This is a genomic window from Sphingomonas sp. NPDC092440 (genome assembly GCF_044754985.1).
Lineage (GTDB): Bacteria > Pseudomonadota > Alphaproteobacteria > Sphingomonadales > Sphingomonadaceae > Sphingomonas.
In genome coordinates, this window is sequence record NZ_JBIVQA010000006.1 from 309923 (window position 1) to 334539 (window position 24617).

Annotated in this window: 28 protein-coding genes; 19 read left to right on the forward strand and 9 right to left on the reverse strand. The window is 67.9% G+C overall.

Annotated elements, in window-relative coordinates; genetic code table 11:
- Positions 1-6: 6 nt before the first annotated feature.
- Positions 7-357: a hypothetical protein gene (locus ACIQCS_RS12685; RefSeq protein ID WP_345847801.1), complete on the reverse strand. Its 351-nt coding sequence runs from the start codon at positions 355-357 to the stop codon at positions 7-9.
- 118 nt (positions 358-475) lie between these two features.
- Complete coding sequence (locus ACIQCS_RS12690) at positions 476-1813, reverse strand: alginate export family protein (RefSeq protein WP_345847802.1); 1338 nt, start codon at positions 1811-1813, stop codon at positions 476-478.
- Positions 1814-2012: 199 nt separating this feature from the next.
- On the opposite strand from ACIQCS_RS12690, the gene ACIQCS_RS12695 reads away from it, so the two are divergent.
- From ACIQCS_RS12695 to ACIQCS_RS12705, 3 genes are all read left to right on the forward strand, one after another.
- Positions 2013-2162: a hypothetical protein gene (locus ACIQCS_RS12695; protein WP_345847804.1), complete on the forward strand. Its 150-nt coding sequence runs from the start codon at positions 2013-2015 to the stop codon at positions 2160-2162.
- 76 nt (positions 2163-2238) lie between these two features.
- Positions 2239-4134, forward strand: coding sequence for a methyl-accepting chemotaxis protein (locus tag ACIQCS_RS12700; RefSeq protein WP_345847807.1), 1896 nt, complete (start codon positions 2239-2241; stop codon positions 4132-4134).
- A 75-nt stretch (positions 4135-4209) separates the two neighbouring features.
- Positions 4210-6087: a methyl-accepting chemotaxis protein gene (locus tag ACIQCS_RS12705; protein ID WP_345847809.1), complete on the forward strand. Its 1878-nt coding sequence runs from the start codon at positions 4210-4212 to the stop codon at positions 6085-6087.
- Positions 6088-6162: 75 nt separating this feature from the next.
- Here ACIQCS_RS12705 and ACIQCS_RS12710 read toward each other — a convergent pair whose 3' ends face one another.
- From ACIQCS_RS12710 to ACIQCS_RS12720, 3 genes are all read right to left on the reverse strand, one after another.
- Complete coding sequence (locus tag ACIQCS_RS12710) at positions 6163-7299, reverse strand: serine hydrolase domain-containing protein (protein WP_401531015.1); 1137 nt, start codon at positions 7297-7299, stop codon at positions 6163-6165.
- Positions 7300-7439: 140 nt separating this feature from the next.
- Positions 7440-7742 carry an AzlD family protein gene (locus tag ACIQCS_RS12715; RefSeq protein ID WP_280278734.1) on the reverse strand — a complete coding sequence of 101 codons (303 nt, stop codon included), beginning with the start codon at positions 7740-7742 and terminating at the stop codon, positions 7440-7442.
- Positions 7742-8476 carry an AzlC family ABC transporter permease gene (locus tag ACIQCS_RS12720; RefSeq protein ID WP_345847814.1) on the reverse strand — a complete coding sequence of 245 codons (735 nt, stop codon included), beginning with the start codon at positions 8474-8476 and terminating at the stop codon, positions 7742-7744. Before ACIQCS_RS12720 ends, ACIQCS_RS12715 begins: the two co-directional genes overlap by 1 nt.
- 142 nt (positions 8477-8618) lie before the next feature.
- Here ACIQCS_RS12720 and ACIQCS_RS12725 point away from each other — a divergent pair, with 142 nt between their 5' ends.
- The gene (locus ACIQCS_RS12725) at positions 8619-9086 is read left to right on the forward strand and encodes an Lrp/AsnC family transcriptional regulator (RefSeq protein WP_125621570.1); all 468 of its coding nucleotides are present in this window, start codon (positions 8619-8621) and stop codon (positions 9084-9086) included.
- Positions 9087-9327: 241 nt separating this feature from the next.
- Here the strand turns inward: ACIQCS_RS12725 and flaF are convergent, their stop codons facing one another.
- On the reverse strand, positions 9328-9717 hold the full coding sequence (flaF, locus tag ACIQCS_RS12730; protein WP_345847816.1) for a flagellar biosynthesis regulator FlaF: 390 nt from the start codon (positions 9715-9717) through the stop codon (positions 9328-9330).
- Between the two features lie 89 nt (positions 9718-9806).
- On the opposite strand from flaF, the gene ACIQCS_RS12735 reads away from it, so the two are divergent.
- The 15 genes from ACIQCS_RS12735 to ACIQCS_RS12805 all read left to right on the forward strand — a co-directional run bounded on the left by ACIQCS_RS12735 (position 9807) and on the right by ACIQCS_RS12805 (position 22481).
- Positions 9807-12206: an HAD family hydrolase gene (locus tag ACIQCS_RS12735; RefSeq protein ID WP_345847818.1), complete on the forward strand. Its 2400-nt coding sequence runs from the start codon at positions 9807-9809 to the stop codon at positions 12204-12206.
- Positions 12203-13021: a class I SAM-dependent methyltransferase gene (locus ACIQCS_RS12740; protein WP_345847820.1), complete on the forward strand. Its 819-nt coding sequence runs from the start codon at positions 12203-12205 to the stop codon at positions 13019-13021. Before ACIQCS_RS12735 ends, ACIQCS_RS12740 begins: the two co-directional genes overlap by 4 nt.
- An 80-nt stretch (positions 13022-13101) precedes the next feature.
- Complete coding sequence (gene motA / locus ACIQCS_RS12745; RefSeq protein ID WP_345847822.1) at positions 13102-13992, forward strand: flagellar motor stator protein MotA; 891 nt, start codon at positions 13102-13104, stop codon at positions 13990-13992.
- A complete protein-coding gene (locus tag ACIQCS_RS12750) occupies positions 13961-14284 on the forward strand; it encodes an STAS domain-containing protein (RefSeq protein ID WP_345847824.1) in 324 nt (107 codons plus the stop codon). The genes motA and ACIQCS_RS12750 overlap by 32 nt, the downstream gene beginning before the upstream one ends.
- The gene (locus ACIQCS_RS12755) at positions 14281-14646 is read left to right on the forward strand and encodes a response regulator (protein WP_345847826.1); all 366 of its coding nucleotides are present in this window, start codon (positions 14281-14283) and stop codon (positions 14644-14646) included. The genes ACIQCS_RS12750 and ACIQCS_RS12755 overlap by 4 nt, the downstream gene beginning before the upstream one ends.
- On the forward strand, positions 14643-16805 hold the full coding sequence (locus ACIQCS_RS12760) for a chemotaxis protein CheA (RefSeq protein WP_345847828.1): 2163 nt from the start codon (positions 14643-14645) through the stop codon (positions 16803-16805). Before ACIQCS_RS12755 ends, ACIQCS_RS12760 begins: the two co-directional genes overlap by 4 nt.
- Positions 16802-17299: a chemotaxis protein CheW gene (locus tag ACIQCS_RS12765; RefSeq protein WP_167300854.1), complete on the forward strand. Its 498-nt coding sequence runs from the start codon at positions 16802-16804 to the stop codon at positions 17297-17299. The genes ACIQCS_RS12760 and ACIQCS_RS12765 overlap by 4 nt, the downstream gene beginning before the upstream one ends.
- Positions 17296-18174 (forward strand): protein-glutamate O-methyltransferase CheR, encoded by an 879-nt coding sequence (locus tag ACIQCS_RS12770; RefSeq protein WP_345847831.1) that lies wholly within the window; start codon positions 17296-17298, stop codon positions 18172-18174. Before ACIQCS_RS12765 ends, ACIQCS_RS12770 begins: the two co-directional genes overlap by 4 nt.
- On the forward strand, positions 18174-19211 hold the full coding sequence (locus ACIQCS_RS12775) for a chemotaxis response regulator protein-glutamate methylesterase (protein ID WP_345847833.1): 1038 nt from the start codon (positions 18174-18176) through the stop codon (positions 19209-19211). Before ACIQCS_RS12770 ends, ACIQCS_RS12775 begins: the two co-directional genes overlap by 1 nt.
- The gene (locus tag ACIQCS_RS12780) at positions 19211-19600 is read left to right on the forward strand and encodes a response regulator (protein WP_179188181.1); all 390 of its coding nucleotides are present in this window, start codon (positions 19211-19213) and stop codon (positions 19598-19600) included. The genes ACIQCS_RS12775 and ACIQCS_RS12780 overlap by 1 nt, the downstream gene beginning before the upstream one ends.
- A complete protein-coding gene (locus ACIQCS_RS12785) occupies positions 19600-20124 on the forward strand; it encodes a chemotaxis protein CheD (RefSeq protein WP_345847836.1) in 525 nt (174 codons plus the stop codon). Before ACIQCS_RS12780 ends, ACIQCS_RS12785 begins: the two co-directional genes overlap by 1 nt.
- Positions 20124-20459, forward strand: a complete 336-nt coding sequence (locus ACIQCS_RS12790; RefSeq protein ID WP_280278746.1) for a hypothetical protein — start codon at positions 20124-20126, stop codon at positions 20457-20459. Before ACIQCS_RS12785 ends, ACIQCS_RS12790 begins: the two co-directional genes overlap by 1 nt.
- A gap of 2 nt (positions 20460-20461) precedes the next feature.
- Positions 20462-21316, forward strand: coding sequence for a flagellar motor protein MotB (locus tag ACIQCS_RS12795; protein ID WP_345847839.1), 855 nt, complete (start codon positions 20462-20464; stop codon positions 21314-21316).
- 11 nt (positions 21317-21327) lie between these two features.
- On the forward strand, positions 21328-21777 hold the full coding sequence (locus ACIQCS_RS12800) for a hypothetical protein (protein WP_345847841.1): 450 nt from the start codon (positions 21328-21330) through the stop codon (positions 21775-21777).
- An 86-nt stretch (positions 21778-21863) separates the two neighbouring features.
- A complete protein-coding gene (locus tag ACIQCS_RS12805; RefSeq protein WP_345847842.1) occupies positions 21864-22481 on the forward strand; it encodes a PilZ domain-containing protein in 618 nt (205 codons plus the stop codon).
- Between the two features lie 551 nt (positions 22482-23032).
- Here the strand turns inward: ACIQCS_RS12805 and fliP are convergent.
- Genes fliP through ACIQCS_RS12820 form a run of 3 tightly spaced genes read right to left on the reverse strand, consistent with a single transcriptional unit; the run spans position 23033 to position 24523 of the window.
- Positions 23033-23767 carry a flagellar type III secretion system pore protein FliP gene (fliP, locus tag ACIQCS_RS12810; protein WP_167300862.1) on the reverse strand — a complete coding sequence of 245 codons (735 nt, stop codon included), beginning with the start codon at positions 23765-23767 and terminating at the stop codon, positions 23033-23035.
- The gene (locus ACIQCS_RS12815) at positions 23760-24287 is read right to left on the reverse strand and encodes a flagellar biosynthetic protein FliO (RefSeq protein WP_345847843.1); all 528 of its coding nucleotides are present in this window, start codon (positions 24285-24287) and stop codon (positions 23760-23762) included. Before ACIQCS_RS12815 ends, fliP begins: the two co-directional genes overlap by 8 nt.
- A complete protein-coding gene (locus ACIQCS_RS12820; RefSeq protein ID WP_086130154.1) occupies positions 24287-24523 on the reverse strand; it encodes a FliM/FliN family flagellar motor switch protein in 237 nt (78 codons plus the stop codon). The genes ACIQCS_RS12815 and ACIQCS_RS12820 overlap by 1 nt, the downstream gene beginning before the upstream one ends.
- Between the last annotated feature and the right edge of the window lie 94 nt (positions 24524-24617).

Here is a 24617-nt window from a genome sequence, read left to right on the forward strand (position 1 = left end):
CCCTGCTCAGCGCTCGGGATAGCCCCAGCCGGGCAGCATCTCCTCGATAGCGCTGGCCGGATCGTCGCGCGGGATGCGCGGCGGATATGCCGCATCGGTCGCCGCGCCCCCGACCACCGCGACGGCGCGCCAGCGCGGATCGGCGCGGAGCGCGGCCTCGCCGCCGGGCCGCAGGGCCAGCGCGGCCTCGTCGATGACCAGGACCGGGCTCCGGGCCAGCCAGCGCTCGACGCGCGGATCATCGAGATTGTCGATGGTGACGAGATCGGCGCCCGCCATGGACAGGTGCGCGATCAGCGTGCTGCGGAGGCCCATCTCACGCGCAACGAGCACCAGCAATGGGAACCTGGGGCTCACCTGGCCCTCCTGCGACTTGCGACCCGGGCTTCCCGCCCGCAGCTGCGCGAATCTATGCGCGATGATGCAGATACTGCCATCCGTGGCTTCTACCTAAGTGTCGGACCGCAAAGGCGGATCAGAATGAAAAGGTGAGATCGGCGTGCCCGAAGCGGGTGTCGCCGGTGTGCGGCGCATTGGGCGCGTCATGCAGGAAACGGCCCTTGGCGAGCCAGGCGGCGCCGAGCTCCAGGCGCAATTCCTGCGGCACCAGCCAGCGGCGGCCACGCAGCTCGAACTGGGTGCCGCCGAAACGCCCCGCGCGACCGGTCCGGTCGGTCACGCCGGTCGCCGAGAAACTGTCGGTCGCGGAGGCCAGCCACGCGCCGCGCACCGATGCCATCAGGTCGAGCCGCCTGGAAGGCCTGGCCTCGAAGCGGATGCCCGGCGACACGATGTTCGCCCGTCCGAGTGCGCCATAGAGCGAGAGCGGGCCGAAATCGGCGCGGCGGGCGCCATAGAGCGTGTCGAAGCGCGTGAAGGTGTCGGGACTGGCCGTGTCGCCGCTGGCATAGTCGAACAGCGCGGCGAGGCGCGGCGCCCAGCCGCCACCGAAGGTCCAGCCCGCCTCGGCGTGCACGAAGCCCGCGCGGACCCGAAGATCATGCACATCCGTCACCGCGGCGGTGGCACGGGCCAGGCCGCGCTGCAGGGCGGTTTCCACTTCATAGTCGAGCGCATGCGTCGCGGGCGCCCGGCGCAGGCGCATGCCGAACGTCACCAGGCGGCGGTTGCGGGTCGGGTGCGTCGCCCGGTCATGCTCGATCAGGCGAAAGGCATAGGCTTCGAGCGCGCTCTTGCCGAACAGGCTGGCGAGCGTGGCGTTGCCGCCGAAGAACTCGATATTCTCGGTCGCGCGGTCGAGCTGGACCTTGTTGTCATAGATATCCGCGGGCGTGTCCGGCAGCGCGGTGAAGGGCCGCGTCCAGAACAGGAAAAGCTGGTTGCGGCGCGCATCCTGCATCTCGAGCCTGGCGCCGAGATAGGTGGGTACGCCGTTGGGGAAATCGGTGCGCCCGACGAGGCGGCTCGCGCCGATGTCCATCGCGAACTTGCCCATGGTGAGCTGCATGCCCTTGGCGGGCCGCCAGGCGAGATAGGCCTGGACCGGCTCGAGATCGTTGATCTCGTTGGTGCGCACCGAGCTCCCGGCGCTCTCGCCATAACCGCGCGCGTCGACCAGCTCGCCGGCCAGCGTGAACCCGCCGATCTCGGCCTTTGCCGCCAGCACCGAGCGGAACGAGAGGAAGCTGTCATGCTCGGGCGTGTTCGGGCGAAACTGCCCGCCGATCGTCTCGGCGCGGGCGCGCAGGCTGCCGTTCACGCTCAGCTTCATCCCATCCTGCGCGAATGCCGGCATGGCGGCGAGCGGCAGGATCGCCGCGCAGGCGACGGGGATGCGAACGGAACGGGTCAAGGGTCACTCCGGAGATGGTTATCCGGAAAATTATAGGATGATTTGCGAGCCCCGGGCCGAAGCCCAGTGGAAACTACGCCGCCTCCGGGCGATTCCGGGGATAGTCCTAAAATGATCCTAGTTTCTCTTGCGTGCCAGGACAACCCCTCGGCCGCAGCCGCCTACAATGGAACCGCCGGAAGGCAATGGAGGATCAGGAATGTTCGGCAGGATCGACAGATGGCCGCTTGCGAAGAAGAGGCCGGTGGCGTTCGCGCTTCCCGGCACCCTGGCCCTCGGCCCGGGCTGCAACGACCATGTGTCGAACAAGGCGCTCAGTAGCGGGAACGACGACTGGATGTCGCCCTGACGCTCCCGCTCCCCATCCAATTTCAGTCGAGACAGGCTCTCGCCGAGAGCCTGTTCCCTCGCAGGAGACGCATGAGATGCTTACGAAGTTGAAGATTCCAACGAAGATTCTGTCGCTCGTCACCCTCATCGCCACTGTGGGGATGGGCGTCGCACTGTTCGGATCGAGCGCGCTCCTGCGCATCGACACGAGCTATTCGGAAGTGATCGATAAGCAAATGCCGGCGACGACCGAGCTGGCGCGCGCCAATCGCCGGGCATCGGACATCGCCTATGCCGGCTACCGCGCCTTTGCCTATGACGGTGCCTCGAAGGCCGCGCAGGAAGCCGGCAAGGTGGAAGAGAATAATTTCCTGACGGCCAACAAGCTGCTCGACAATGCCGAGGCGCTCCAGCCCTCGCTGAAGCCGCAGCTCGACCAGTTCCGCAGCCAGATCGCCAGGGTGCATGCGCTCGCGTCGCAGGCGATCGCGCTCGGCCAGCGCGACGACGATGCCGGCGCCAAGGCAAAGCTCGCCGAGATGGATCCGCTGCTCATCGACCTTTCGGCGCAGATGGCGAAGCTCAACGACGACCAGCTCGCCAGCGGCAAGAACCGATCGACCGAACTCACCGAGAACAGCTATTCCACCGTCTATACGATGCTGATCGTCAGCGTGGTTTCGATCCTGATCGCGATGGGCGTCAGCTTCTTCGTTTCGCGCGCCGGGATCACCCAGCCGCTCGCCCGCCTGCAGGACACGATGCGCGCGCTGGCCGGCGGCAACAACCGGGTCGAGGTGCCGGGCACCGAACGCGGTGACGAGCTGGGCGCGATGGCGAAGACCGTGCTGGTCTTCCGCGACGCCGCCCAGGCCCAGGAAACCGCCGCCGCGGCCAAGGCCGTCGCCGATGCCGAGCAGAAGATGGTGGTCGACACGCTGAGCGAGAATCTCGGCGAAGTCGCCAAGGGCGACCTGACCGCGGAGATCGCCCGCGAGTTCCCGAGCGACTATGCCGCGCTCAAGACCAATTTCAACGCGGCGCTGACCAGCCTGCGCACGCTGATCGGCTCGGTGATGGAATCGACCTCGACGATCCAGACCGGCTCGAGCGAGATCGCCCAGGCCTCGGAAGACCTGGCCCGCCGGACCGAAGCCAATGCCGCCAGCCTGGAGGAGACCTCCGCCGCGGTCGCGCAGATGGACGAGCGGCTGAAGATCATGGCCACCTCGGCCGGTCGCACGGTGGCGCGCGCCGACGGCGCGATCTCGACCGTGTCAGGCGGCCGCGCGATCGCGGACGAAGCGGTGCAGGCAATGACCCGGGTGTCGGAGTCCGCCAAGGGCATCGACAGCGTGATCGAGGGGCTGGACAAGATCGCCTTCCAGACGCGCGTGCTCGCGATGAACGCCGCCGTGGAAGCGGGCCGTGCCGGCGAAGCGGGCCGCGGCTTCGCGGTCGTCGCCGATCTCGTCTCGGCGCTGGCGATGCGGGCGGAGGAAGAGGCCGGCCGCGCCCGCGACCAGCTGACCGCGACCCAGACCGACATCGTCGCGGCAGTGGAGATGGTCGAGAAGGTCGACGGCGCGCTGGCCGATATCTCGAGCGACGTCGGCGAGGTGCACACGCTGCTCGCCGAGATGGCGACGGACAATGCCGCGCAATCGACTGCCATCACCCAGATCAGCACCGCCATCGGCTCGATGGACCAGGCCACGCAGCAGAATGCCGCCATGGTCGAGGAAACCTCCGCCGCCGCCCGCAACCTGAACACCGAGGTCAGCGCGCTTTCCGAACAGGCCGGCCGCTTCACGGTAGGCAATGCCGCCGCCGTGCGCCCGGCCATGCGCTCCGCTTCGGCCCCGGTGCCTGCGCGCGCGGCCAAGCCCGCCGCGAAGAAGGCCGGGGCCTATGTTTCCCCGGTGAAGGCGCTGCCGCGCACCAAGACCACGCCGAACAGCGGCGGGAACGACGACTGGACGGCGTTCTGATGCCGCCGCTCCCATAGGATTTTAGTCGAGACGGGCTCTCGTCGAGAGCCCGTTTCATTTCAGGAGAAGTACTAGATGCTCGCAAAGTTGAAGATTCCAACCAAGATACTGGCGCTCGTCGCCATCGTCGCCACCGTGGGAATGGGCGTCGCGCTGTTCGGATCGAACGCGCTCAAGCGCATCGACCGGAATTATTCGGACCTGGTGGTGAACCACATGCCGGTGGCGACCGAGCTGGCGCGCGCCAATCGCCGCGCGTCGGACATGGCCTATGCCGGCTATCGCGCGCTTTCCTATGACGGTTCCTCGAAGGTCGCGCAGGAAGCCGGCAAGGTGGAAGAGAATAATTTCCTGACGGCCAACAAGCTGCTCGACAATGCCGAGGCGCTCCAGCCCGCGCTGAAGCCGCAGCTCGACCAGTTCCGCAGCCAGATCGCCAGGGTGCATGCGCTCGCGTCGCAGGCGATCGCGCTCGGCCAGCGCAACGACAATGAGGGCGCCAAGGCGAAGCTCGCCGAGATGGATCCGCTGCTCATCGACCTGTCGGCGCAGATGGCGAAGTTCAACGACGATCTGGTCGCCAGCGGCAAGACCCGATCGATCGAGCTCGGCGCGAGCAGCAACCATACCATCTACACGATGGTGATCGTCAGCCTGATCTCGATCCTGATCGCGATGGGCTTCAGCTTCTTCGTCTCGCGCTCCGGGATCACCCAGCCGCTCGCGCGCCTGCAGGACACGATGCGCGCGCTGGCCGGCGGCAACAACCGGGTCGACGTGCCGGGCACCGAACGCGGCGACGAGCTGGGCGCGATGGCGAAGACCGTGCTGGTCTTCCGCGACGCCGCCCAGGCCCAGGAAACCGCCGCCGCGGCCAAGGCCGTCGCGGATGCCGAGCAGAAGATGGTGGTCGACACGCTGGGCGAGAATCTCGGCGAAGTCGCCAAGGGCGACCTGACCGCGGAGATCGCCCGCGAGTTCCCGAGCGACTATGCCGCGCTCAAGACCAATTTCAACGCGGCGCTGACCAGCCTGCGCACGCTGATCGGCTCGGTGATGGAATCGACCTCGACGATCCATACCGGCTCGAGCGAGATCGCCCAGGCCTCGGAAGACCTGGCCCGCCGGACCGAAGCCAATGCCGCCAGCCTGGAGGAGACCTCCGCCGCGGTCGCGCAGATGGACGAGCGGCTGAAGACCATGGCGGCCTCGGCCGGCCGCACCGTCGAACGCGCCGATGGTGCGATCTCGACGGTATCGGGCGGCCGCGCGATCGCCGACGAGGCGGTGCAGGCGATGACCCGCGTGAGCGAGAGCGCCAAGGGCATCGACAGCGTGATCGAGGGGCTGGACAAGATCGCGTTCCAGACGCGGGTGCTGGCGATGAATGCGGCGGTGGAGGCTGGCCGCGCCGGCGAAGCGGGGCGCGGCTTCGCCGTCGTCGCCGATCTGGTCAGCGCGCTGGCGATGCGCGCCGAAGAGGAAGCCGGCCGCGCCCGCGACCAGCTGACCGCGACCCAGACCGACATCGTCGCCGCAGTGGAGATGGTCGAGAAAGTCGACGGCGCGCTGGCCGATATCTCGAGCGACGTCGGCGAGGTCCACATGCTGCTCGCCGAGATGGCGACGGACAACGCCGCGCAGTCGACGGCGATCACTCAGATCAGCACCGCCATCGGCTCGATGGACCAGGCCACGCAGCAGAACGCCGCCATGGTCGAGGAAACTTCCGCCGCCGCCCGCAACCTGAATACCGAGGTCAGCGCGCTCTCCGACCAAGCCGGCCGCTTCACCGTGGGCAACGCCGCCGCCGTGCGCCCGGCCATGCGCCCGGCCCCGATGCCCGCCAACCGGGCATCGAAACCGGCTGCAAGAAAGGCCTATGTCTCGCCGGTAAAGGCCCTGGCCACCGCCGCCGCCATGGAGACCAGCGAGGAATGGGCCGCGTTCTGAGGCACGGCTTCATGTGAAGGAAATGGGGGCGTCCCGGCTTCGGCCAGGGCGCCCTTTCCTTACCCCGCCAGGGGTTCACTCGAGCATGCGCTTCCCGATCGCTGCGACGAAATCATCGAGATCCATGGTCCCGGCATTGCTCAGAAGGATCACCGTCAGGTCGCTGTCCAGGAACCGGTAGAGCTGGCTCTGCGTGCCCATGATATGGCCCGGACGCTTCGCGACACGATGCATCACGCCGCCGGCCTTGGTGTCATACACCCAGAGGCCAAGGCCGTAGCGGTCGAGCCCGGGCGTGGTCATCTGGTCGAGCATCGGCCGGCCGATCAGCCGGCCGCCGAACAGCGCGTTGGCAAAGCGCAGCAGGTCGCCCGCACTCGAATAAAGCGCACCGGCCGCATACCAGTTCTCGGGATAGACCGGCATGTCGTGTTGCAGCGTGCGGCGATCGGCGCCGAGCGAATAGGCGTCGGCCAGACCGGGAACGACTTCCTGGTGGCGCATCAGGCCGCTGTGCCGCATGTTCAGGGGAGCCAGGATGCGCTCGCCGAGCACGGCGCCGAACGGCTTGCCATAGGCCCGTTCGATGATCTTCCCGAGGATGATATAGTCGGCGTTGTTATAGTCGAAGACCTTGCCCGGCGCGTTGACCAGCGGATCGCTGCAGAACTTCCGGAGCAGATCGTCGCTGCTATAGGGCGTCTGGTAGAGCGGAAGCCGGTCGTGCCGGACGGCATCCTCGACCTGGGCCCGGATGGCCTGCCGCTCGTCCTCGATATTGGGGATCGCGTCGATGTTCCGGAGCCCGGAAGTGTGGTTGAGAAGCTGGCGGACCGTGACCCTGGCCGCCGCCTCGCCACGATAATCGGGAAGATAGGTGCCGATCGTCCCGTCGAGATCCAGCCGCCGCTGCTCCGCAAGCTGGAGGATGAGCGTCGCGGTGAAGAGCTTGGTGATCGAGGCGGCCCAATAGACCGTATGCCGCGTGTTCGGAACATTGTGCTCGCGATTGGCCAAGCCGAAGCTGCGCTCGAACACTGTCCGGCCGCCCTTCTGCACCAGGATGGTGCCGCTGAAGCCATGTTCCGCCGCATAGCCGGCGATGAAATCCCCGGGCGATTGCCCGGCCGGTGCCCGGAAGGCGGCCGGCATGGACGGAGCCGGTTGGGCGCCGGCGGCCGGAACGGGGGCGGCGGCCAGGCCGATGGCCATTATCGCCAAGGAGGAGAAGAACGGACGCACGCGAACCTCCTGCAGCGATCCCCCGCGATATCCCGTCGGCACGCGAGCGCATCGCCGGGCAGTTGCGGCGCAACATTGCGCCAGCATTGCGCCCGCGCGCGCTTCCCCCTCTATGCCGGCAGCACGCCGCGCAGCAGCGCCGCGCTCGCCACTCCGACGAGGACGGTGGGCAGGAGCGGCAGCCTGGCGGCGGCGAGCGCCGTCACGGCAAGCGCAAGCAGATCCGCGGGACGCCCGCTCGCAAAGGCCGGGGCGATCACCGAGACGAGGACGCAACCGGGCGCCGCATCCATCACCGCCGTCATGCGCGCGGACAGCACGCGATCGCCGAGCAGAAGATATCCGCCGATGCGCGTGGCATAGGTCACCATCGCCATCAGCAGGATGGCCCCCAGGGTGGCGGGATCGGGCATCACGGCCGCGCCCAGGCACAAGCGGCCAGGACGCCCGCAACGGCGCCCGCCGGCACATACCAGGCGCCGGGCAGCAACAGGCAGGCCGCAACGGCGGCGACAAGGCTCACCGCCCAGGGCATCGCCGCGCGCATGCCCTTCCACATGCCCCGCAGCAGGACGAGGAACACGGCCGGGAACGCCATGTCGAAGCCATAGCGGGTGATGTCGCCCAGCACCGGCCCAAGCAATGCGCCCAGCGCCGTAAAGACCACCCAGGTGGCGTAGAGCCCGATCGAGACGCCGATATAGTAAGCAAGGCTGAACGGCTGCGGCCGGCCGGCGTCCGCCCTCTGCCTGGCGTCGGCGAGCCCCATCGCCCAGCTCTCGTCGCACATGAAGAACAACGCCGGCAGCACCCGCCGGTGGGGCAGGTGACGCAGATAGGGCGCCAACGCCGCCCCCATCAGCAGGTGACGGCAATTCACCAGCATCGTCACGCCAACGATCAGGAGGAGATGGGGCGGCGAGGTCCACAGGCCGATCGCGGCGAACTCGGATCCGCCGCCGAAATTGAGCCCGGTGAGGATCGGCACCTCGATGGCGCCGAACCCCTTGGCCGATGCCTGCGCGCCCAGCACCAGCGCGAACGGCACGAACCCGATCATCACGGGCAGCGATGCCCGCAATCCCCGCCGCAGTTCGGCGCGGCTTTCCGTCCCCGGCAGCGATCCGCCCGGTTTCCCTTCCGTCATCGCTTCCCTTCGGATTCCGACGTTGCTCATGGGCAGTCGTATATACCGGATGGAAGCGCATTTGGTTGCGAACTTGTGAGTGTAACGGGATTATATCGGCATAGATGATCGCCTTCAGCAAAATATGTGGCATACTACGCCAATGAAACTGGATCGCATCGACCGCCGGATCCTGGTGGCCTTGCAGCGCAACGGGCGCCTGACCAACGTGGAGCTGGCGCAGGAAGTCGGATTGTCGCCATCGCCCTGCCTGCGGCGCGTGCGACTGCTGGAGGAATCCGGCGTCATCGAACGCTATGTCGCGCTGCTCGATCCCGAGCGGATCGGCTTCGGCATGTCGCTGTTCGTCCGGGTCTGGCTCAAGAGCCAGGACGAGGAGACGGTGCAGCAGTTCATCGCCGGCATCCGGCCGCTCGGCGAAGTCGTCGAATGCCACCTGATGGCCGGCGACTGCGATTTTCTTCTGCGCGTCGTCGCTGCGGACCTGACGGCCTTTCGCCGATTCCAGGCGGAGCGGCTGGCGCGCATTCCCTGCGTGCTCAGCCTGAAGACGGACATTCCCATGCAGAAGGTGAAGCTCACCTCCGCGCTGCCACTCTCGACGGACTAGGCTGAGAATCCAAACAAGTATTTGATTTTCTGCCGTCATCCCGGCCTGGAGCCGGGATCCCGCTTCTGCTTCTGCTTCCGCCGGTAAGGCAGCGGGACCCCGGCTCAAGGCCGGGGCGACGAAAGAAGAATGAGTCCCCAATCCAGGCGCGCGGCCTGGGGGCGACGGCTCATCTTGTCCGCAGCGGAAAGAGGCGCCACGGCTGTCGCCGGGGCGCCCCTTTCGTCGGCCATGCGCAGGTTCAGGCGGCGGCGCGTTGCGGCCCGCGCAGCCCCTCCATGATCATGCGGTTCACTTCGATCAGTTCGCGGATCCGCTCGCGGCCGGCGATCACGTCGCTGGTGAAGCGGTCCACCCACAGGGCCAGGGAGATGATCTGTGCGCGCAGCTCACGCGGCAGGCCGTTGCCCGCAACGCCGCAATCGGTAGAGAAGGCGTCCCACATCTGGCGATTGCGATGCAGTGGCGGCATCAGCAACGCGCCCTTCAGGCCGCGCTCCTCCGCTTCCATCATCTCGCCGGTGATCTCGCCCAACAGCCTGAGCTCTGCCGAGCGCGGCGTTTCAGCCCGGGCACGGGCCGCCTGATAGGCACTAAGGGTCATGCTCGCTCCATTTGCTTGACCCTTCATTCTAGGACGATCGCGACCGTTCCGGGTGCGCGCATCCTATAAGATTAGTGCGCCCTACCGAATTGCGGGCGCGCATCCGGGGAAAATCATTGGCCAACGCAATCCTTCCGCACGCGCTGCCGTCGGCACTGGACGCCTATCCGGGCGTGACCCTGCTCTCGCTCGACTGTTTCGACACGCTGCTGTGGCGAGACGTGCACGCCCCGCACGATCTGTTCGGCGCGCTCGGCGGCGCCAACCTCCTCCAGCGCAGCTGGGCCGAGCAGACCGCGCGGAGCACCGCCGCGGTCCGCCACCGCCGCAACGAAGTCCATATCGACGAGATCTATGCCGAGCTGATGCCCAATGCGAACGCCGCCGAGCGCGCGGCCGCGGTGCAGGACGAGCTCGACGCCGAGGCGCGCCACTGCTTTGCCTTCCGGCCAACAGTGGAGCTGATGCGCGCGGCCAGGGCCAGGGGCATCGAGACGATCATCGTCTCCGACACCTATCTCGACGAGAAGCAGCTGCGCGGCCTGATCGCCGCCGCGGCGGGCGAGGACGTCGCCGGGCTGATCGGCCGCATCTTCTGCTCGTCGCACTACGGCAAGTCCAAGGGCGAGGGCCTGTACGAGCCGGTGCTCAAGGCGCTGCAGATCGCGCCCGACCGGATCCTGCACATCGGCGACAACAAGAAGGCCGATGTCGACGGCGTCGCGCCGTTCGGCGTGAACACGCTGCACCTCGCCCAGTTCACCGCGGACAGCGAGCAGCGCATCCGCCTGGAAAGCGCGATCAGCAACATCTTCCACCCGACCGAGGCCGGCGTGGCGATCACCCACCAGCCGCACCGCGCGACGATCGCCGCCATCGAGCCGCAGCTGGGCGATGCCGCCGAAATGCTCGGCTTCACTACGCTGGGGCCCGTGCTGAACGGGTTCGACCGCTGGCTGGACGATGAGGCCGCGGCGTTGCGGGCGAAGCATGGCGGCACGGTGCATGCCGTGTTCCTGATGCGTGACGGCTATCTGCCCCAGCGCGTGCACCAGGCGCGCGGCGGCACCGGCCATGCGGTGGAGATCAGCCGCTTCACCGCCACCGCCGCCTCGCTGGGCACCGCCGAGGCAGTCGAACGTCATCTGCAGCGCGATATCTGCAGCGACCTGAGCGTGGTGGCGAAGCAGCTGCTGCTCCCCGCTCCCGAAGCCGCCAAGCTGATCAAGGACCATCCCCGCCCCGGCGCCTTCCTCAAGGCGATCCGGGATCCGCAACGCATGCGCCGCATCACCAATGCATCGCACGGCTTTGCCGAACGGCTGGTCGCGCATGTCCGCAAGATCGTGAACCCGGCCCGTGGCGACACGCTGATGCTGGTCGACCTGGGCTATAACGGCTCGGTCCAGAACGATGTCGAGCCGCTCCTCGCGCGCGCGCTGGGCGTGCGGGTTGCCGGCCGCTACCTGCTGCTGCGCGAGCAGTCGCGCACCGGATTGGACAAGAAGGGGTTCATCGGCCACGACGATTATGACTGTGCCGCGCTCGAGGCGCTGTGCACGAACGTCGCCGTGCTCGAGCAGCTCTGCACGGCCGCCCAGGGATCGGTGGTCGACTATGAGAAGAACGGCACCGCGATCCGCCGCGGCAGCTCGATCAAATCGCGCCAGTCGGACGTGCGCGACCGGGTGCAGGCGGGCTGCCTGCGCTTCGTGCGCGACGAAGGCAGCGTCACGATCCGCGCCCGGCGGCCGGCGCACGAAGCGATCCTGTGGCGCCGCGGCGCGGCGGGCGTGCTCGGCCGGCTGATGTACGTGCCGCTGGAAGCGGAGCTCGCGGTGCTCGGCGCGTTCGAGCACGACATCAATCTGGGTGTCGACAACACCGTATCGCTGTTCGACCCGGCCATCGCCCGGCGCGGCCTGCGCCAGCGCGGCCTGTTCTACATGAAGGGCGCCGAGCGCATGTACCTGCCGGCGGAACTGCACGGCGAGGGACTGGCGCTCAAGCTCAGCCTGCTGGCCCAGCGCCGCTTCGCGATGCCGCTCAAGTACCGGGACTTCGTTGATACCTCGATCGCGCTGCCGCTGATCGTCGCCGACGGCAACCAGGTCTCGACCGGCACGGTGACCGCCACGCCGACGCATGACGGCTATTATCTCGCCCCCATCCCGATCGGCGACAGCCGCTTCTCGGTGGGCGTGCAGTTCGGCCAGCTCTTCGACTATGTGCAGGTGGAGAGCGTGACCTTCATGCCCGTCGACCGCTTCCTGAGCGACAAGCAGCATCCCGACGGCAATCAGGAAACCGAGGCGCTACCTTCGCTGGAGGGCATGGAGCAGGTCGCGCCCCATCTCTTCCGCTGCGAGAACGAGTTCGCCTTCATGATGGTCCCGCCGCCGCCGCGGCAGGAGGGACGGCAGATGATGCTGGCCCTGGCCTTCCGCCCCATCGCCGCACGCCAGGCGGCCGCGCCCGCCCCTTCCCACGCCGCGCTCCAGGGAGCCATCGCATGAGCCTGTTGATCCATTCCATGTCCGAATTCTCGGACATCATCCTCCACGGCCTCCAGATCGCGGGCGCCCGCAACATCGCCGAGGTGGGCGCCGAGTTCGGCGGCATGTCGCAGCAGCTCGCTGCCTATGCGCGCGTGGCCGGCGGCAGCCTGACCAGCATCGATCCCGCGCCCAAGGCCGAGTTCCTGGCCTGGGCCCGCCAGACGCCCGAAGTGCGCCATATCGCCGAGCCCAGCCATGACGCGATGCCGAAGCTTTCGGACATCGATGCCTGGGTGATCGACGGCGACCATAATTACTACACCGTGATCAACGAGCTGCGCATCGCCGACCAGCTCGCCAGGCGCGACGGCAAGCCGCTGCTGGCAATCCTGCACGACGTCTCCTGGCCGTGCGCGCGCCGCGACTGCTATTATGCGCCCGACCGGATTCCCGAGGAACATCGCCACCCCCACAGCTTCGAAGGCGGCGTCTCGCTCGGCGAGGCCGCCTGCCTGCCCAATCGCGGCTTCCGCGGTGCGGGCAGCTTCGCCTGGGCGCTGCACGAAGGCGGCCCGCGCAACGGCGTGCTGACCGCGGTGGAGGATTTCCGGGCCGAGGCGCAGACCGAGGCGCGTCCGCTCGCCTGGGCGCATGTGCCCGCGGTGTTCGGCCTGGGCGTGCTGTTCGACAGCTCCGCGCCCTGGGCTCCGGCCCTCGCGGAGATGATCGTGCCCTGGCACAACAACAAGCTCCTCGCCTCGCTCGAGCAGAACCGGCTGCGCAATTATCTGGCGGTCATCGACTGGCAGGATCGGGCCGCCGAGGCGGCCTGAGCAATTTGCCGGCACGGCAACACCGGCCGGCAAATCCTTCCTATAATTCTGGAAACAACAGGGACATCGGGCGAACCGCCATGCTCAACGGCATCGGATTCATCATCATTCTCGTCTGCGTGTTCGGCAGCTTCATCATGTCGGGCGGCAAGTTCGAGATCATCGCGCATGCGCTGCCGCACGAGATGATGGCCATCGCGGGCGCCGCGATCGGCGCGTTCATCGTCGCCAATTCCATGTCGACGGTGAAGAAGGCCGGCGCGGGCATCATGCGCTCGTTCAAGGGCGGCAAGTGGAAGGCGCAGGACTATAAGGACCTGCTCACGCTGATGTTCACCGTGCTCTCCACCTTCAAGAAGGGGGGCGCCACCGCGCTGGAGCCGCACCTGGACGCGCCGGGGGAGAGCAACCTCTTCACGCCCTATCCGCGCCTGCTCAAGGACCATCACCTGATCGAGTTCATCTGCGACTATCTGCGCATGATGACGGTCAACTTCGAGGACCCGCATCAGATCGAGGCCGCGATGGACGCGGACATCGAGAAGCACCACCACGAAGAGGCCGGCCCGCAGCACGCGCTGCAGATCATGGCCGACGGCCTGCCCGCGCTGGGCATCGTCGCCGCGGTGCTGGGCGTGATCAAGACCATGGGCTCGATCGACCAGCCGACCGAGATCCTGGGCGCGATGATCGGCGGCGCGCTGGTCGGCACCTTCCTGGGCGTGCTGCTGAGCTACTGCGTGGTCGGCCCGCTCGCCGCCAAGCTGCTCGAGACGCTCGAGGCCGACGCCAAGCCCTATTCGATCGTGAAGACGGCGATCGTCGCCTATGCCCAGAACCAGCCGGTCCAGGTGGCGATCGAGATTGCCCGCCGCATGACCCCCTCGGCCTATGCGCCGAGCTTCCAGCAACTTGAAACCGCACTTGACGAGGCCAAGAATGGACCAGTCCCAGTCGCCGCCGCTGCCTGACGTCGAGGAGCGCGCGCTGCGCCTTCCCGTCCATGGCACCACCGTCACGGCCGAAGACCTGCGCGTGCGCCTGGTGCTCGCCGCGGACCTGGACGATGCGATCGAGATCGACGCGTCCGAGGTCGAGAGCGTCGGCCAGGCCGTGCTCCAGCTGCTCGTCGCCGCGCGCGCCGAGGCGGCCGCGGGCGGCCAGCAGTTCCGCATCGCCAATCCCAGCCCCGCATTCGTCGATCGCGCGCAGCGCTGCCACCTGGCCGCGACGATCGGCCTCGAGACCGGAGACGCCCAGTGAGCAAGTTGATCCTTACCGTCGACGATTCGGCGAGCATGCGCATGCTGCTCAAGACGTCGCTGACCGCACAGGGCTTCCGCATCGAGAGCGCCAATGACGGCGAGCATGGGCTGGAGCGCATGCACGAAGTGAAGCCCGACCTCCTGATCACCGACATCAACATGCCGAAGATGGACGGGTTCGAGCTGATCGAGGCGGTGCGCGCGGTCTCCGGTTTCCGCGGCACGCCGATCCTGGTGCTGTCGACCGAATTCTCGGACGAGAAGAAGGCCCGCGCCCGCTCGGCCGGCGCCACCGGCTGGATCACCAAGCCGTTCGAGGCCACCAAGCTGGGGGCGGCGATCCGCCGCGTGTGCCCGTGAGCGACGAATTCGACGATATCCAGGCGATCTTCTTCGAGGAATGCGCCGAGGGGCTGACCACCGCCGAGCAGGGCCTGTCGGCGATGCAGGCGGGCGACGTCTCGGCCGAGACGATCGCCGGCGTGTTCCGCGCGGTCCATTCGATCAAGGGCGGCGCCGGCGCGTTCGGCCATGCCGATCTCACCGCCTTCGCGCACAAGTTCGAGAATGTCCTCGACGAAGTGCGCGGCGGCAAGATCCCGCCGAGCCCCGGCGTGGTCAAGGTGATGCTGAGCGCCTTCGACATCCTGAGCGACCATGTGGAATCGGCCAAGGGCCTGGCGCCCCGCCCGGCCGACCAGGCGGCGCTGGCCGCGCTCGAGCAGGTTCTCGCGAGCAAGGGCGCCGATGACGGCACGCCCGCTACGAGCCCCGCCCCGGCCCCGGCAGCAGCCGAGGTGCCGGCCGGGGAAGCGGACGAGTTCGGCTTCGTGCCGATGGCCGTGTCGCTCGACGATTTCGACGCGCCGGCGGAGGCCCCGGCCATGGAAGGCGCCTGGATCGTCACCTTCAAGCCGTCGCGCGCCGCGCTCGCCAATGCCGGCGAGCCGCTGCTGATCATCCGCGAGCTCGAGGCGCTGGGCGGCGAGGTCGTCGCGGTTGATACCGCAACGGTGCCGCCGCTGCGCGACCTCGATCCCGAGGACGCCTATCTCACCTGGACGCTGCGCGTGCCGGCCGAGGTTGCCGAGAGCGACATCAACGACTGTTTCGACTTCGTCGCGCCGGATTCGGTCGTCGAGGTCCGGCGTGACGAGACCCCTGCCCCGGTGGCCGAGGCCGCGCCCGCCACGATCGCCGACGAATTCGGCTTCGTGCCGGTGTCCGCCGGCATCGAGGACTTCGCCGCGGAGATGCAGCGGGTAGTCGAGACGATCGCCGCGGCCTCGCCCTCGATCGGCAGCGTCGAGACGCCGGCCATCGCCCCCAAGGCGGGCAGCGAGGCGCAGCAGACGATCCGCGTCGACCTGGGCAAGCTCGACCTGCTGCTCAACCTGGTCGGCGAGCTGGTGATCCGCAACTCGATCCTGGCCGACCGGCTCTCGCCGGCCGATCGCCAGCGTGTCGAGCTGCCCGAGCTCGCTCGCCTCACGCGCCAGATCCAGGACAATGTGATGTCGCTGCGCGCGCAGCCGATCAAGCAGGCCTTCAGCCGGGTGCCGCGCATGCTGCGCGACCTCTCGGTGGAGACCGGCAAGCAGATCCTGCTCGAGACCGTGGGCGAGACCACCGAAGTCGACAAGGGCGTGATCGAGAAGATCGGCGATCCGCTGACCCATATGATCCGCAACGCCGCCGACCATGGCCTGGAGAGCGCCGAGGAGCGCATCGCCGCCGGCAAGAGCCCCGAGGGCACGATCAAGCTCTCGGCCGAGCAGCGCGGCGCCCGCATCTTCGTGCGGGTGCAGGACGATGGCCGCGGCATCAATCGCGAGAAGGTCCGCGCCAAGGCCGTCGAGAGGGGCATCATCGGCGCCGATGCGCAGCTGTCGAACGAAGAGATCGACCAGCTGATCTGCGCGCCGGGCTTCTCCACCGCCGAAACGATCTCGAACATCTCCGGCCGCGGCGTCGGCATGGACGTGGTCCGCTCGAACGTCGAGGCACTGGGCGGCCGCGTGGAGATCCACTCGGTTCCCGGCGAAGGCACCACCTTCACGATGATCCTGCCGCTCACCCTGGCGATCCTGGACGGCATGATCGTCCGCCTCGCCGGCCAGCGCTTCGTGCTGCCGCTCGCGCATGTGCTCGAGACGGTGCAGCCCGAGCCGGGCCAGGTCAAGCGCACCTCGCCCGACAGCGAAGTGATCGACATGCGCGGCGAATATGTCCCCGTGAAGCGCGCCACCGAGATCTTCGGCCTCAACGACGACCGCGCGATCGAGGACAGCCTGGTCGTGATCGTCGAGAACGAAGGCTCGGGCAAGGTCGGCCTGGTGGTCGACACGATCGACGACCGCCGCGAGGTGGTGATCAAGAGCCTCGACCAGAATCTCCATCCGATCCGCGGCCTGGGCGGCGCCACCATCCTCGGCGACGGCTCGATCGCGCTCATCCTCGACATCGAGGCGCTCGTCGCCTCGACCAACCGCTTCACGCCGAAAGGACTGGCAGCATGACCACCACCAACGACAACGCCGGCACCGACCGCAAGATCGTCACCTTCTCGCTCGCCCAGCAGACCTTCGGGATCGACATGCGGGCGCTGATCGAGATCCGCGAATGGGACGAGCCCACCCCGCTCCCCAATGTCCCGGGCTTCATCAAGGGCGTGACCAACCTGCGCGGCAATGTGGTTCCCGTCGTCGGCCTCGCCGAGCGGCTGGGCTGGGAGCCGAGCGCGATCCATGCCCGCTCGTGCATCCTCGTCGTCCATATCGCGGGCAAGCAGGCCGGCTTCCTGGTCGATGAAGTCAACGACATCGTCGCGATCGGCGAGGCCGAGATCCAGCCGGCGCCCGAGGTCGAGACGATCGAGCCGAGCGTGATCGCCGGCCTGGTGCGCATCGCGACCCGCCAGAAGGACGGCACGCGGGACGAGAAGGGCACGATGGTGCTGCTGCTCGATCTCGACGCGCTGAGCCTGACCAAGCATCTGGACATCGCAGCGTGACCGCCGCCGGGGGCGCCCTGGCGCCTGCCGGCGTCGCCACGGCCATGACGGGCAGCAATGCGGAGCTCACGCCCCGCGACTTCGCCGCCATCGCCGCGATCATGCACGAGGATGCGCGCATCGCGCTGAGCGCGGCGAAGACCACGCTCGTCCAGTCGCGCCTGGGGCGCCGGCTGCGCGAGCATGGCCTGGCCAGGTTCGCCGACTATGTCGCGCTGGTGCAGAGCGATCCGGCGGAACGCCATGCGATGGTGGTGGCGCTGACCACCAACCACACGCACTTCTTCCGCGAGCCGCATCATTTCGATCATTTCCGCGAGGCTGTGCTGCCGGCGCTCAAGCGCAAGCAGGGCCCGGTGCGGATCTGGTCGGCGGGCTGCTCCTCGGGCGAGGAAGTCTATACGATCGCCATGTGCCTGCTGGGGACGGACCGCGCGTCTGCCGCGTGGCTGCGCAACGCCGATGTCCGCCTGCTGGCGACCGACATCGCTCCGCATGTAGTGGAATCGGTGAAGCGCGGCTTCTATGCCGACAGCGTCGCCGAAGCGGTGCCCGAGCCCTGGCGCAGCCTGTGGATGAAGCCCGTCCAGGGCGGTTTCCAGATGGCGGACGAGGCGCGGTCGCTGGTGACGGCCCGGGTGCTCAACCTGTTCGAGCCCTGGCCGCTCCGCGCCGCCTATGACGTGATCTTCTGCCGCAATGTGATGATCTATTTCGGCGATCCGGCGAAGGAGGAGCTGGAGGCGGGCTTCGTCGACCAGCTCGCCCCCGGCGGCCATCTCTACATCGGTCATTCCGAGCGGCTGATCGGCCCGGCCGCGCGCCAGATGCGCTCGTGCGGGCACACCATCTACCAGAAGCCGGAGGTGCATTGATGGCACCGGTACGCACGCTGATCGTCGACGACAGCGCCTCGATGCGCGCGACGCTCAACCGCATGCTTTCCGCCGACCCCGCGATCGAGGTCGTCGGCATGGCGCCCGAACCCTTCGCGGCGCGGGAGATGATCAAGTCGCTCAACCCCGACGTGCTGACGCTCGACGTCGAGATGCCGGGGATGGACGGCCTGTCCTTTCTCGAGCGGATCATGCGCCTGCGGCCGATGCCAGTGGTGATGTGCTCGACGCTGACGGCGCGCGGGGCGGAAGTGACGATCGAGGCGCTTCGCCTGGGCGCGGTCGACTATGTCACCAAGCCCAGCGGCACGCCCGAGGATATCGAGCGCGACGCCGCGCTGCTCTGCGAGAAGGTGAAGGCCGCCGCCCGTTCGGTTGCCCGCGCCGGCCCGCAGCGCCTGCCCGCCCAGCCCGCGCTGGCGGCCGGCACGGTCGGCGAGCGGATCATCGCCATGGGCTCGTCCACAGGCGGCGTCGAGGCGCTGTTCTCGCTGCTGCCGGCCTTGCCCGAGAATTGCCCGCCGGTGCTGATCGTCCAGCACATGCCGGCCGCCTTCACGCACAATTTCGCGGAGCGGCTGAACGGCGAATGCCGGGTGCATGTGGTGGAAGCTAGGGATGGCGCGCCGGTGCTGCCGGGAACCGTCTATATTGCTCCTGGGGGGCAGCGCCACATGGAGCTGCGCGGCGGCGTCCGTGGCCATATCAAGCTGCGCGACGGCGATCCGGTCTCCGGCCATCGCCCGTCGGTGGACATGCTGTTCAACTCGGTGGCGCCGCTCGGCAAAGCCGCGGTCGGCGTGATCCTGACCGGCATGGGTGCCGACGGCGCCCAGGGCATGCTGGCGATGCGCCAGGCCGGGGCCCGCACGCTGGGCCAGAGCAGGGAGACCTGCGTGGTCTGGGGAATGCCGCGCTCGGCGAAGGAGCTGGGCGCGGTGGAACAGGAAGTTGGTTTGTCTGGCATGCCTGAGGCGATCCTCAAGGCATGCCGCGAGAAGATTGGGAGCGTCTGATGCCTGCTGCTGCAGCGATCAAGGTGATGGTCGTCGATGACCAGACCAGCATGCGCGCGATGATCCGTCGCGCGCTGCAGGATCTCGGGTTCAAGGACGTGCGCGACAAGCCGAGCGCCCAGGAGGCGCTGGCGGCGGTCAAGAGCGACCGCGTGCATCTGATCATCTCCGACTACAACATGCCGGAGATGGACGGCCTCCAGTTCCTGGAGGCGGTGCGCACCGATGCCGTGATCGGCAAGACGGTGTTCATCATGCTCACCGGCTCGTCCGACAAGGAGATCGTCCAGAAGGCCGCGGCGCTGGGCGTGAACAACTATGTCGTGAAACCCTTCGCGCCGGCCGCGCTGAAGGAAAAGATCGAGCGCGTCTTCGGCGAGCTCACCTGATGCGCCGGCTCGCCATCGTTCAGGGCGAGCATGCCGTGGTGGCCGAGCCTGGGGTGGTCGTCTCCACCCTGCTCGGCAGCTGCGTCGCCGCATGCCTGTTCGATCCGGTCGCCCGGATCGGCGGCATGAACCATTTCCTGCTGGGCGAGCCCGGCGCGGATCAGCGCGTCGGCGCCTCGGAAATGGCGCGCTACGGCGTGCACGCGATGGAGCTGCTGATCAACGGGATGATGCAGAAGGGCGCGGTGCGCGGCCGGCTGATGGCGCATCTCTATGGCGGCGCCAACATCGTCTCGGGACTGGGTTCGATCGGCTCCTCGAACGCCGCCTTCGCGCGCCGCTTCATGGCGACCGAGGGCATTGCGGTGGGGCATACCGATCTGGGGGGTACCAGCGCCCGCAAGATCGAGTTCCTTCCGCATGAAGGCCGCAGCCGCTGCGTCAAGGTTACGGACCGCGTGCCCGAGCGCCCGCCGGTCCCCGTTCACGCCCCGGTTTCCGGCGGCGATCTGGAGCTGTTCTGATGTCCTGCATGCCCGTTCCCTCGCAGCTCCCTACCGCACGGGCGATCTCCGGCTTCGATCCCTTCTCGGCGACGCTGCACAATGTGATCGCCGGCGAGATCCGCGAGATGCGCGCCAAGCTGGAGGCGCTTGCCGAGGTGCTCGTCGGCGACGCACATTTCGCCAGCGCCTATCTCGAGCAGCTCCAGGACTTCGACTATCTCATCCAGCATGCCGACGAGTGCGTGAACCTGCTCGAGCGGATCGCCCGGGGCGAGGATTCGCTCTCGGCGATCGGCCATATCCGCCTGGGCGCGGTGCAGCAGCGCATGCGCGACGCGCTTGGAGGCGCCTGACCATGCCCGTTCCCGGCGCCAATGATCGCCCGATCGTCATCAAGCGGGTCAAGAAAGTCGCGGGCGGCCATCATGGCGGCGCCTGGAAGGTCGCCTATGCCGACTTCGTGACCGCGATGATGGCCTTTTTCATGCTGCTCTGGCTGATCGCCAATCCCGACAAGCAGCGGCTGAAGGGCCTGGCCGCCTATTTCTCGCCGACCATCTCCGACACTTCGCCCTCGACGCCGGTGATGGGCACGTCCGAAGGCGCGGGCGGCCAGGCGCGCCGCTCGTCGAACGACAGCAGCCGCGCGAACGGCACGCCGACGACCGAGGCCGCCACCAACGGCGCGGCGCGCGGCGGCACCGCCGACGTGCCCGACACCTCGATGCGCGTGCTCGCCAGCGAACTGCAGATCGCGCTCGACGCCGTGCCGCAGGACCAGGCGCGCAAGAACGTGGCGATCGAGCCGGAGCGCGCGGGCATGCGGATCACGCTGATGGACACCGACAAGCAATCGATGTTCCGCCCGGGTACCGCCGAGCTCAATCCCTTCGCCCGCGCGCTGCTCGCCAAGACCGCTGGCAAGCTCGCCCAGGCGGGCGGGCAGATCGCGATCGAGGGCCATACCGACGCGACCGGCGGCGGCCAGAGCGATGCGAACTGGCAGCTCTCGGGCGCGCGCGCGCTCGCCGCGCGCCAGGCGATGATCGCCTCGGGCATGACGCCGGACCGCTTCGCCGAAATCGTCGCCATGGGCGGCACCCGGCCGGTCTTCCCGGACCAGCCCGATCGGGCGGAGAACCGCCGCATCACCATCGTCCTGAAGGCGGAGGCGTCCTCGCTCCCGACCGACAGCAGCTTCAAGTTCTGAGTATCGCCGCCATGAAGAAGATCCTGTTCCTGGCCATCGTGCTGCTCTCCGGGCTCGGCCTGGGTGGGGCCGCCGCCTTCGGCACGCTGGTGGTGCTCGGCCCCCGCCCCGCACATGCCGCCACCGCGCCGGCCCCCGCGGACGTCGAGACCGCGTTCGTCCAGGTGGACAAGCTGCTCGCGCCGCTGGTCTCGCCCGATGACGGGCGGCTCACCGGCTATGTCCAGTTCCAGTTCAACCTCGAGGTGCCGAAGGACAAATCGTCCGAAGTGACCAAGCGGCTGCCGCTGCTGCTGCACGCAATCAACATGCGCACCTTCAGGACGCCGATGGCGGCCGGCAAGGACGGGCTGCTGCCCAGCCTCGAGCAGTTTCGCAAGATCGTGGAAGCCGCCGCCCCCGAGGCGTTCGGTGCCAGCGTGGTGCGCAAGGTGGCGATCACCCAGGCGACTCCTGCGTAAAATACGTATTTTACGTCGAGACGCCCCGCTCCCGCCGGCGATCCCCCTATAAAAAACAGAGGTCACGCAATTTCGTCGAGGACATAGTGGAAGCAAACCCCGCCATCGCAAGCGAGAACCGCGACGAGTGGATCGAGCGCGCGCCGCGGGCGGTGGCCACGCTCCTCGTCGGCAAGCTGCGCCATGAAGGCAATCCCGGCCAGCTGTGCCGGGTGCGCAACCTCTCCGAGCGCGGCATGCAGATCGACACGATCGCGTCGCTGCTGCCCGACATGCGGATCACCGTGGAGCTGCGCGGTGGCGCGCTGCTGAACGGCGCGATCGCCTGGACCAAGGGCGGCCGTGCCGGCGTGCGGTTCGATACTCCGGCCGATGTGAACGCCATCCTGGGCAAGCCGCAGCCCGAGGCGGCCGCGGCGCGCCCGCGCTCGCCGCGCTTCGCCGCCGACCTCCCCGCGCGGCTCAGCTCGTTCGGCCGCGCGATCGACGTGGTCGTCGTCGACCTGTCGCAGGGCGGCGCCTGCCTGCGGATGCAGCGCCCGCTGCGCCCCGACACCGAAGTGATCCTGATGATCCCGGGCCTGCCGTCGCGCCGCTGCACCACGCGCTGGAGCAACGAGGAGCTCACCGGCGTCGCCTTTCACGACCCCATTTCCTATGCCGAGCTCTCGACATGGCTGGACAGCCCCGCCGCCCGCGGCTGATCCTTTCCGGCCCCGGCATGATCGAGGCGTCCGCGCGGTGGCACGGGCGCCTTCGCTCTTGGCGACCGCATCGGTTCCGGGCCCGGAGACGCGCATCCAATTTCGATCGTCACCCCGGACTTGCCAGGGTCCACTGTGCCGCATCGACGAAATTAGAGCCTCTTGTCCCGTGTCTGGCCTCCCCGTGCCCCCCGGAACAAGTTCGGGGTGACGATAGAATTACGACAAGCGCCACCGTCATTGGCGGCTGCGTTTGCGGTCGCCCTTTCGTCTGGAACGGACATCCTACATCACCCGGGACCTATCTTGGCGGAAGGTCACAAAGGCCATGACATGGGCGGCACAGGCACCGGGCATGCCGCATCCTTGTTGCGTGGATACCCATCCAGGTCGCTCCTATATTTCCTACCGAGACAAGGAGCGCCGAACATGCCCCGGAGCGTGGGCAGCCCAGCAGGCGAAACCCTACATTGCAAGGTGCACGTTCCGCACGAACGAAAGGGGCGGACGCCCCCCGGCATCCGCCCCTTCCCTGATCCCTGGCCGCTTCGCTACTGGGCGAAGCTCTTGACCAGCGATCCGGCGACCAGCGCCCAGCCATCCACCAGCACGAAGAAGATGATCTTCATCGGCAGCGATATCGTTGGCGGCGGCAGCATCATCATGCCCATCGCCATCAGCACCGCCGACACCGCCAAGTCGATCACCAGGAACGGCAGCAGCAGCAGGAAGCCGATCTCGAAGGCACGGCGCAACTCCGAGATCATGAAGGCCGGCGCCAGCGTGGTCAGCGGCGTCTCGGCGCGGTTCTGGATCTTCTTGCCCCCCAGGTCGGCGAACAGCTTGAGGTCGCTGTCCCGCACCTGGCCGAGCATGAACTTGCGGAAGGGCTCGGCCGTCCGTTCAAAGGCCTGGCTCTCGGTGATCCTGCCCTTGGTATAGGGATCGACGCCCTGGCTCCATGCCTTCTCGAAGGTGGGCGCCATCACGAAGAAGCTGAGGAACAGCGCCAGGCTGATGATCACCGGGTTGGGCGGCACGCCCTGCGCGCCGATGCCGGTGCGCAGCAGCGAGAGCGCCACCACCATGCGGGTGAAGCTGGTGACGGTCATCAGCAGGCCCGGGGCCAGGCTGAGCACCGTCAGCATCAGCACCAGCTGGATCGCCTTGGCCGAGAGCGCGCCGTCCGCGCCGCCGATGTTGATCGTCGTGCCCTTGGCCTGGGCATAGGCCTCGGCCGGCATGAGGATCAGGGCGGCAAGGGCCGCCGCGAGGAGCCTATGCATCGAGCGCGGCCCGCACCGCGGCGCGGTTCCATCGCGTGGTGTTGCGCTGCTCGCGGACGCGCTTGGGCGCGCGCGGCGGATGGGCATTGCGTGCGGCGGCGGCAGTCGCGGCCCGCGCGGCCACCGCCCTGGGCAGCTCCGCCAGCCTGGGCAGATCGACCAGCCGGGCGAAATTGGCGCCGAGCGCGGCGATGTCCTCGGCGAGATTGGCCGCCGGCGCGGGTTCCGCCGCCGGCGGGGGCATCACCGGCTCGGGCGCGACGATGCCGCTCTCGATCGTCGCCTGCCCCTCGGGGCCGAACATCACCAGATGCTCCATCCCGTCGCGGCGGATCAGCGCGACCGAGCGCTTGCCGTCGACCGACAGACGCTCGACGATCTCGATCCGCTTGCGGCGCGTGCTGGTCACGCGGCCGGGCAGCTTCACGTCGTAGCGCTTCACGAACCACAGCGCGCCGGCGAGCATGCCGAGCACCATCCCGAGCGCACCCAGCGTGCGCAGCATCGACAGGATGTCCATCAGTTGCGCTGCTTCTTCACGAGTTCGGTGATCTCGAGCGACATCACTTCGCCGTCGACCAGGACCACGCCCTTCGCGACGAGTTCGTCGTTCACATATACGAGCGAGGGATCGTCCTGGCTGCTTTCCAGCGGGATCATCGCGCCGCGGCTCATCTGCAGGACCTGGCGGATCGGCACATTGGCCGAGCCCAGCACGATCGACATATCGACCATAATTCCGTCGAGCACTGACATGCGTGTTCCTTTCAGGAGGACTTATAGGAACCTTTTTTCCGCGCCCGGCGCCCGGCCCGGCAATTTTTGCCTACAATGGAGGAAACGGCCCGTC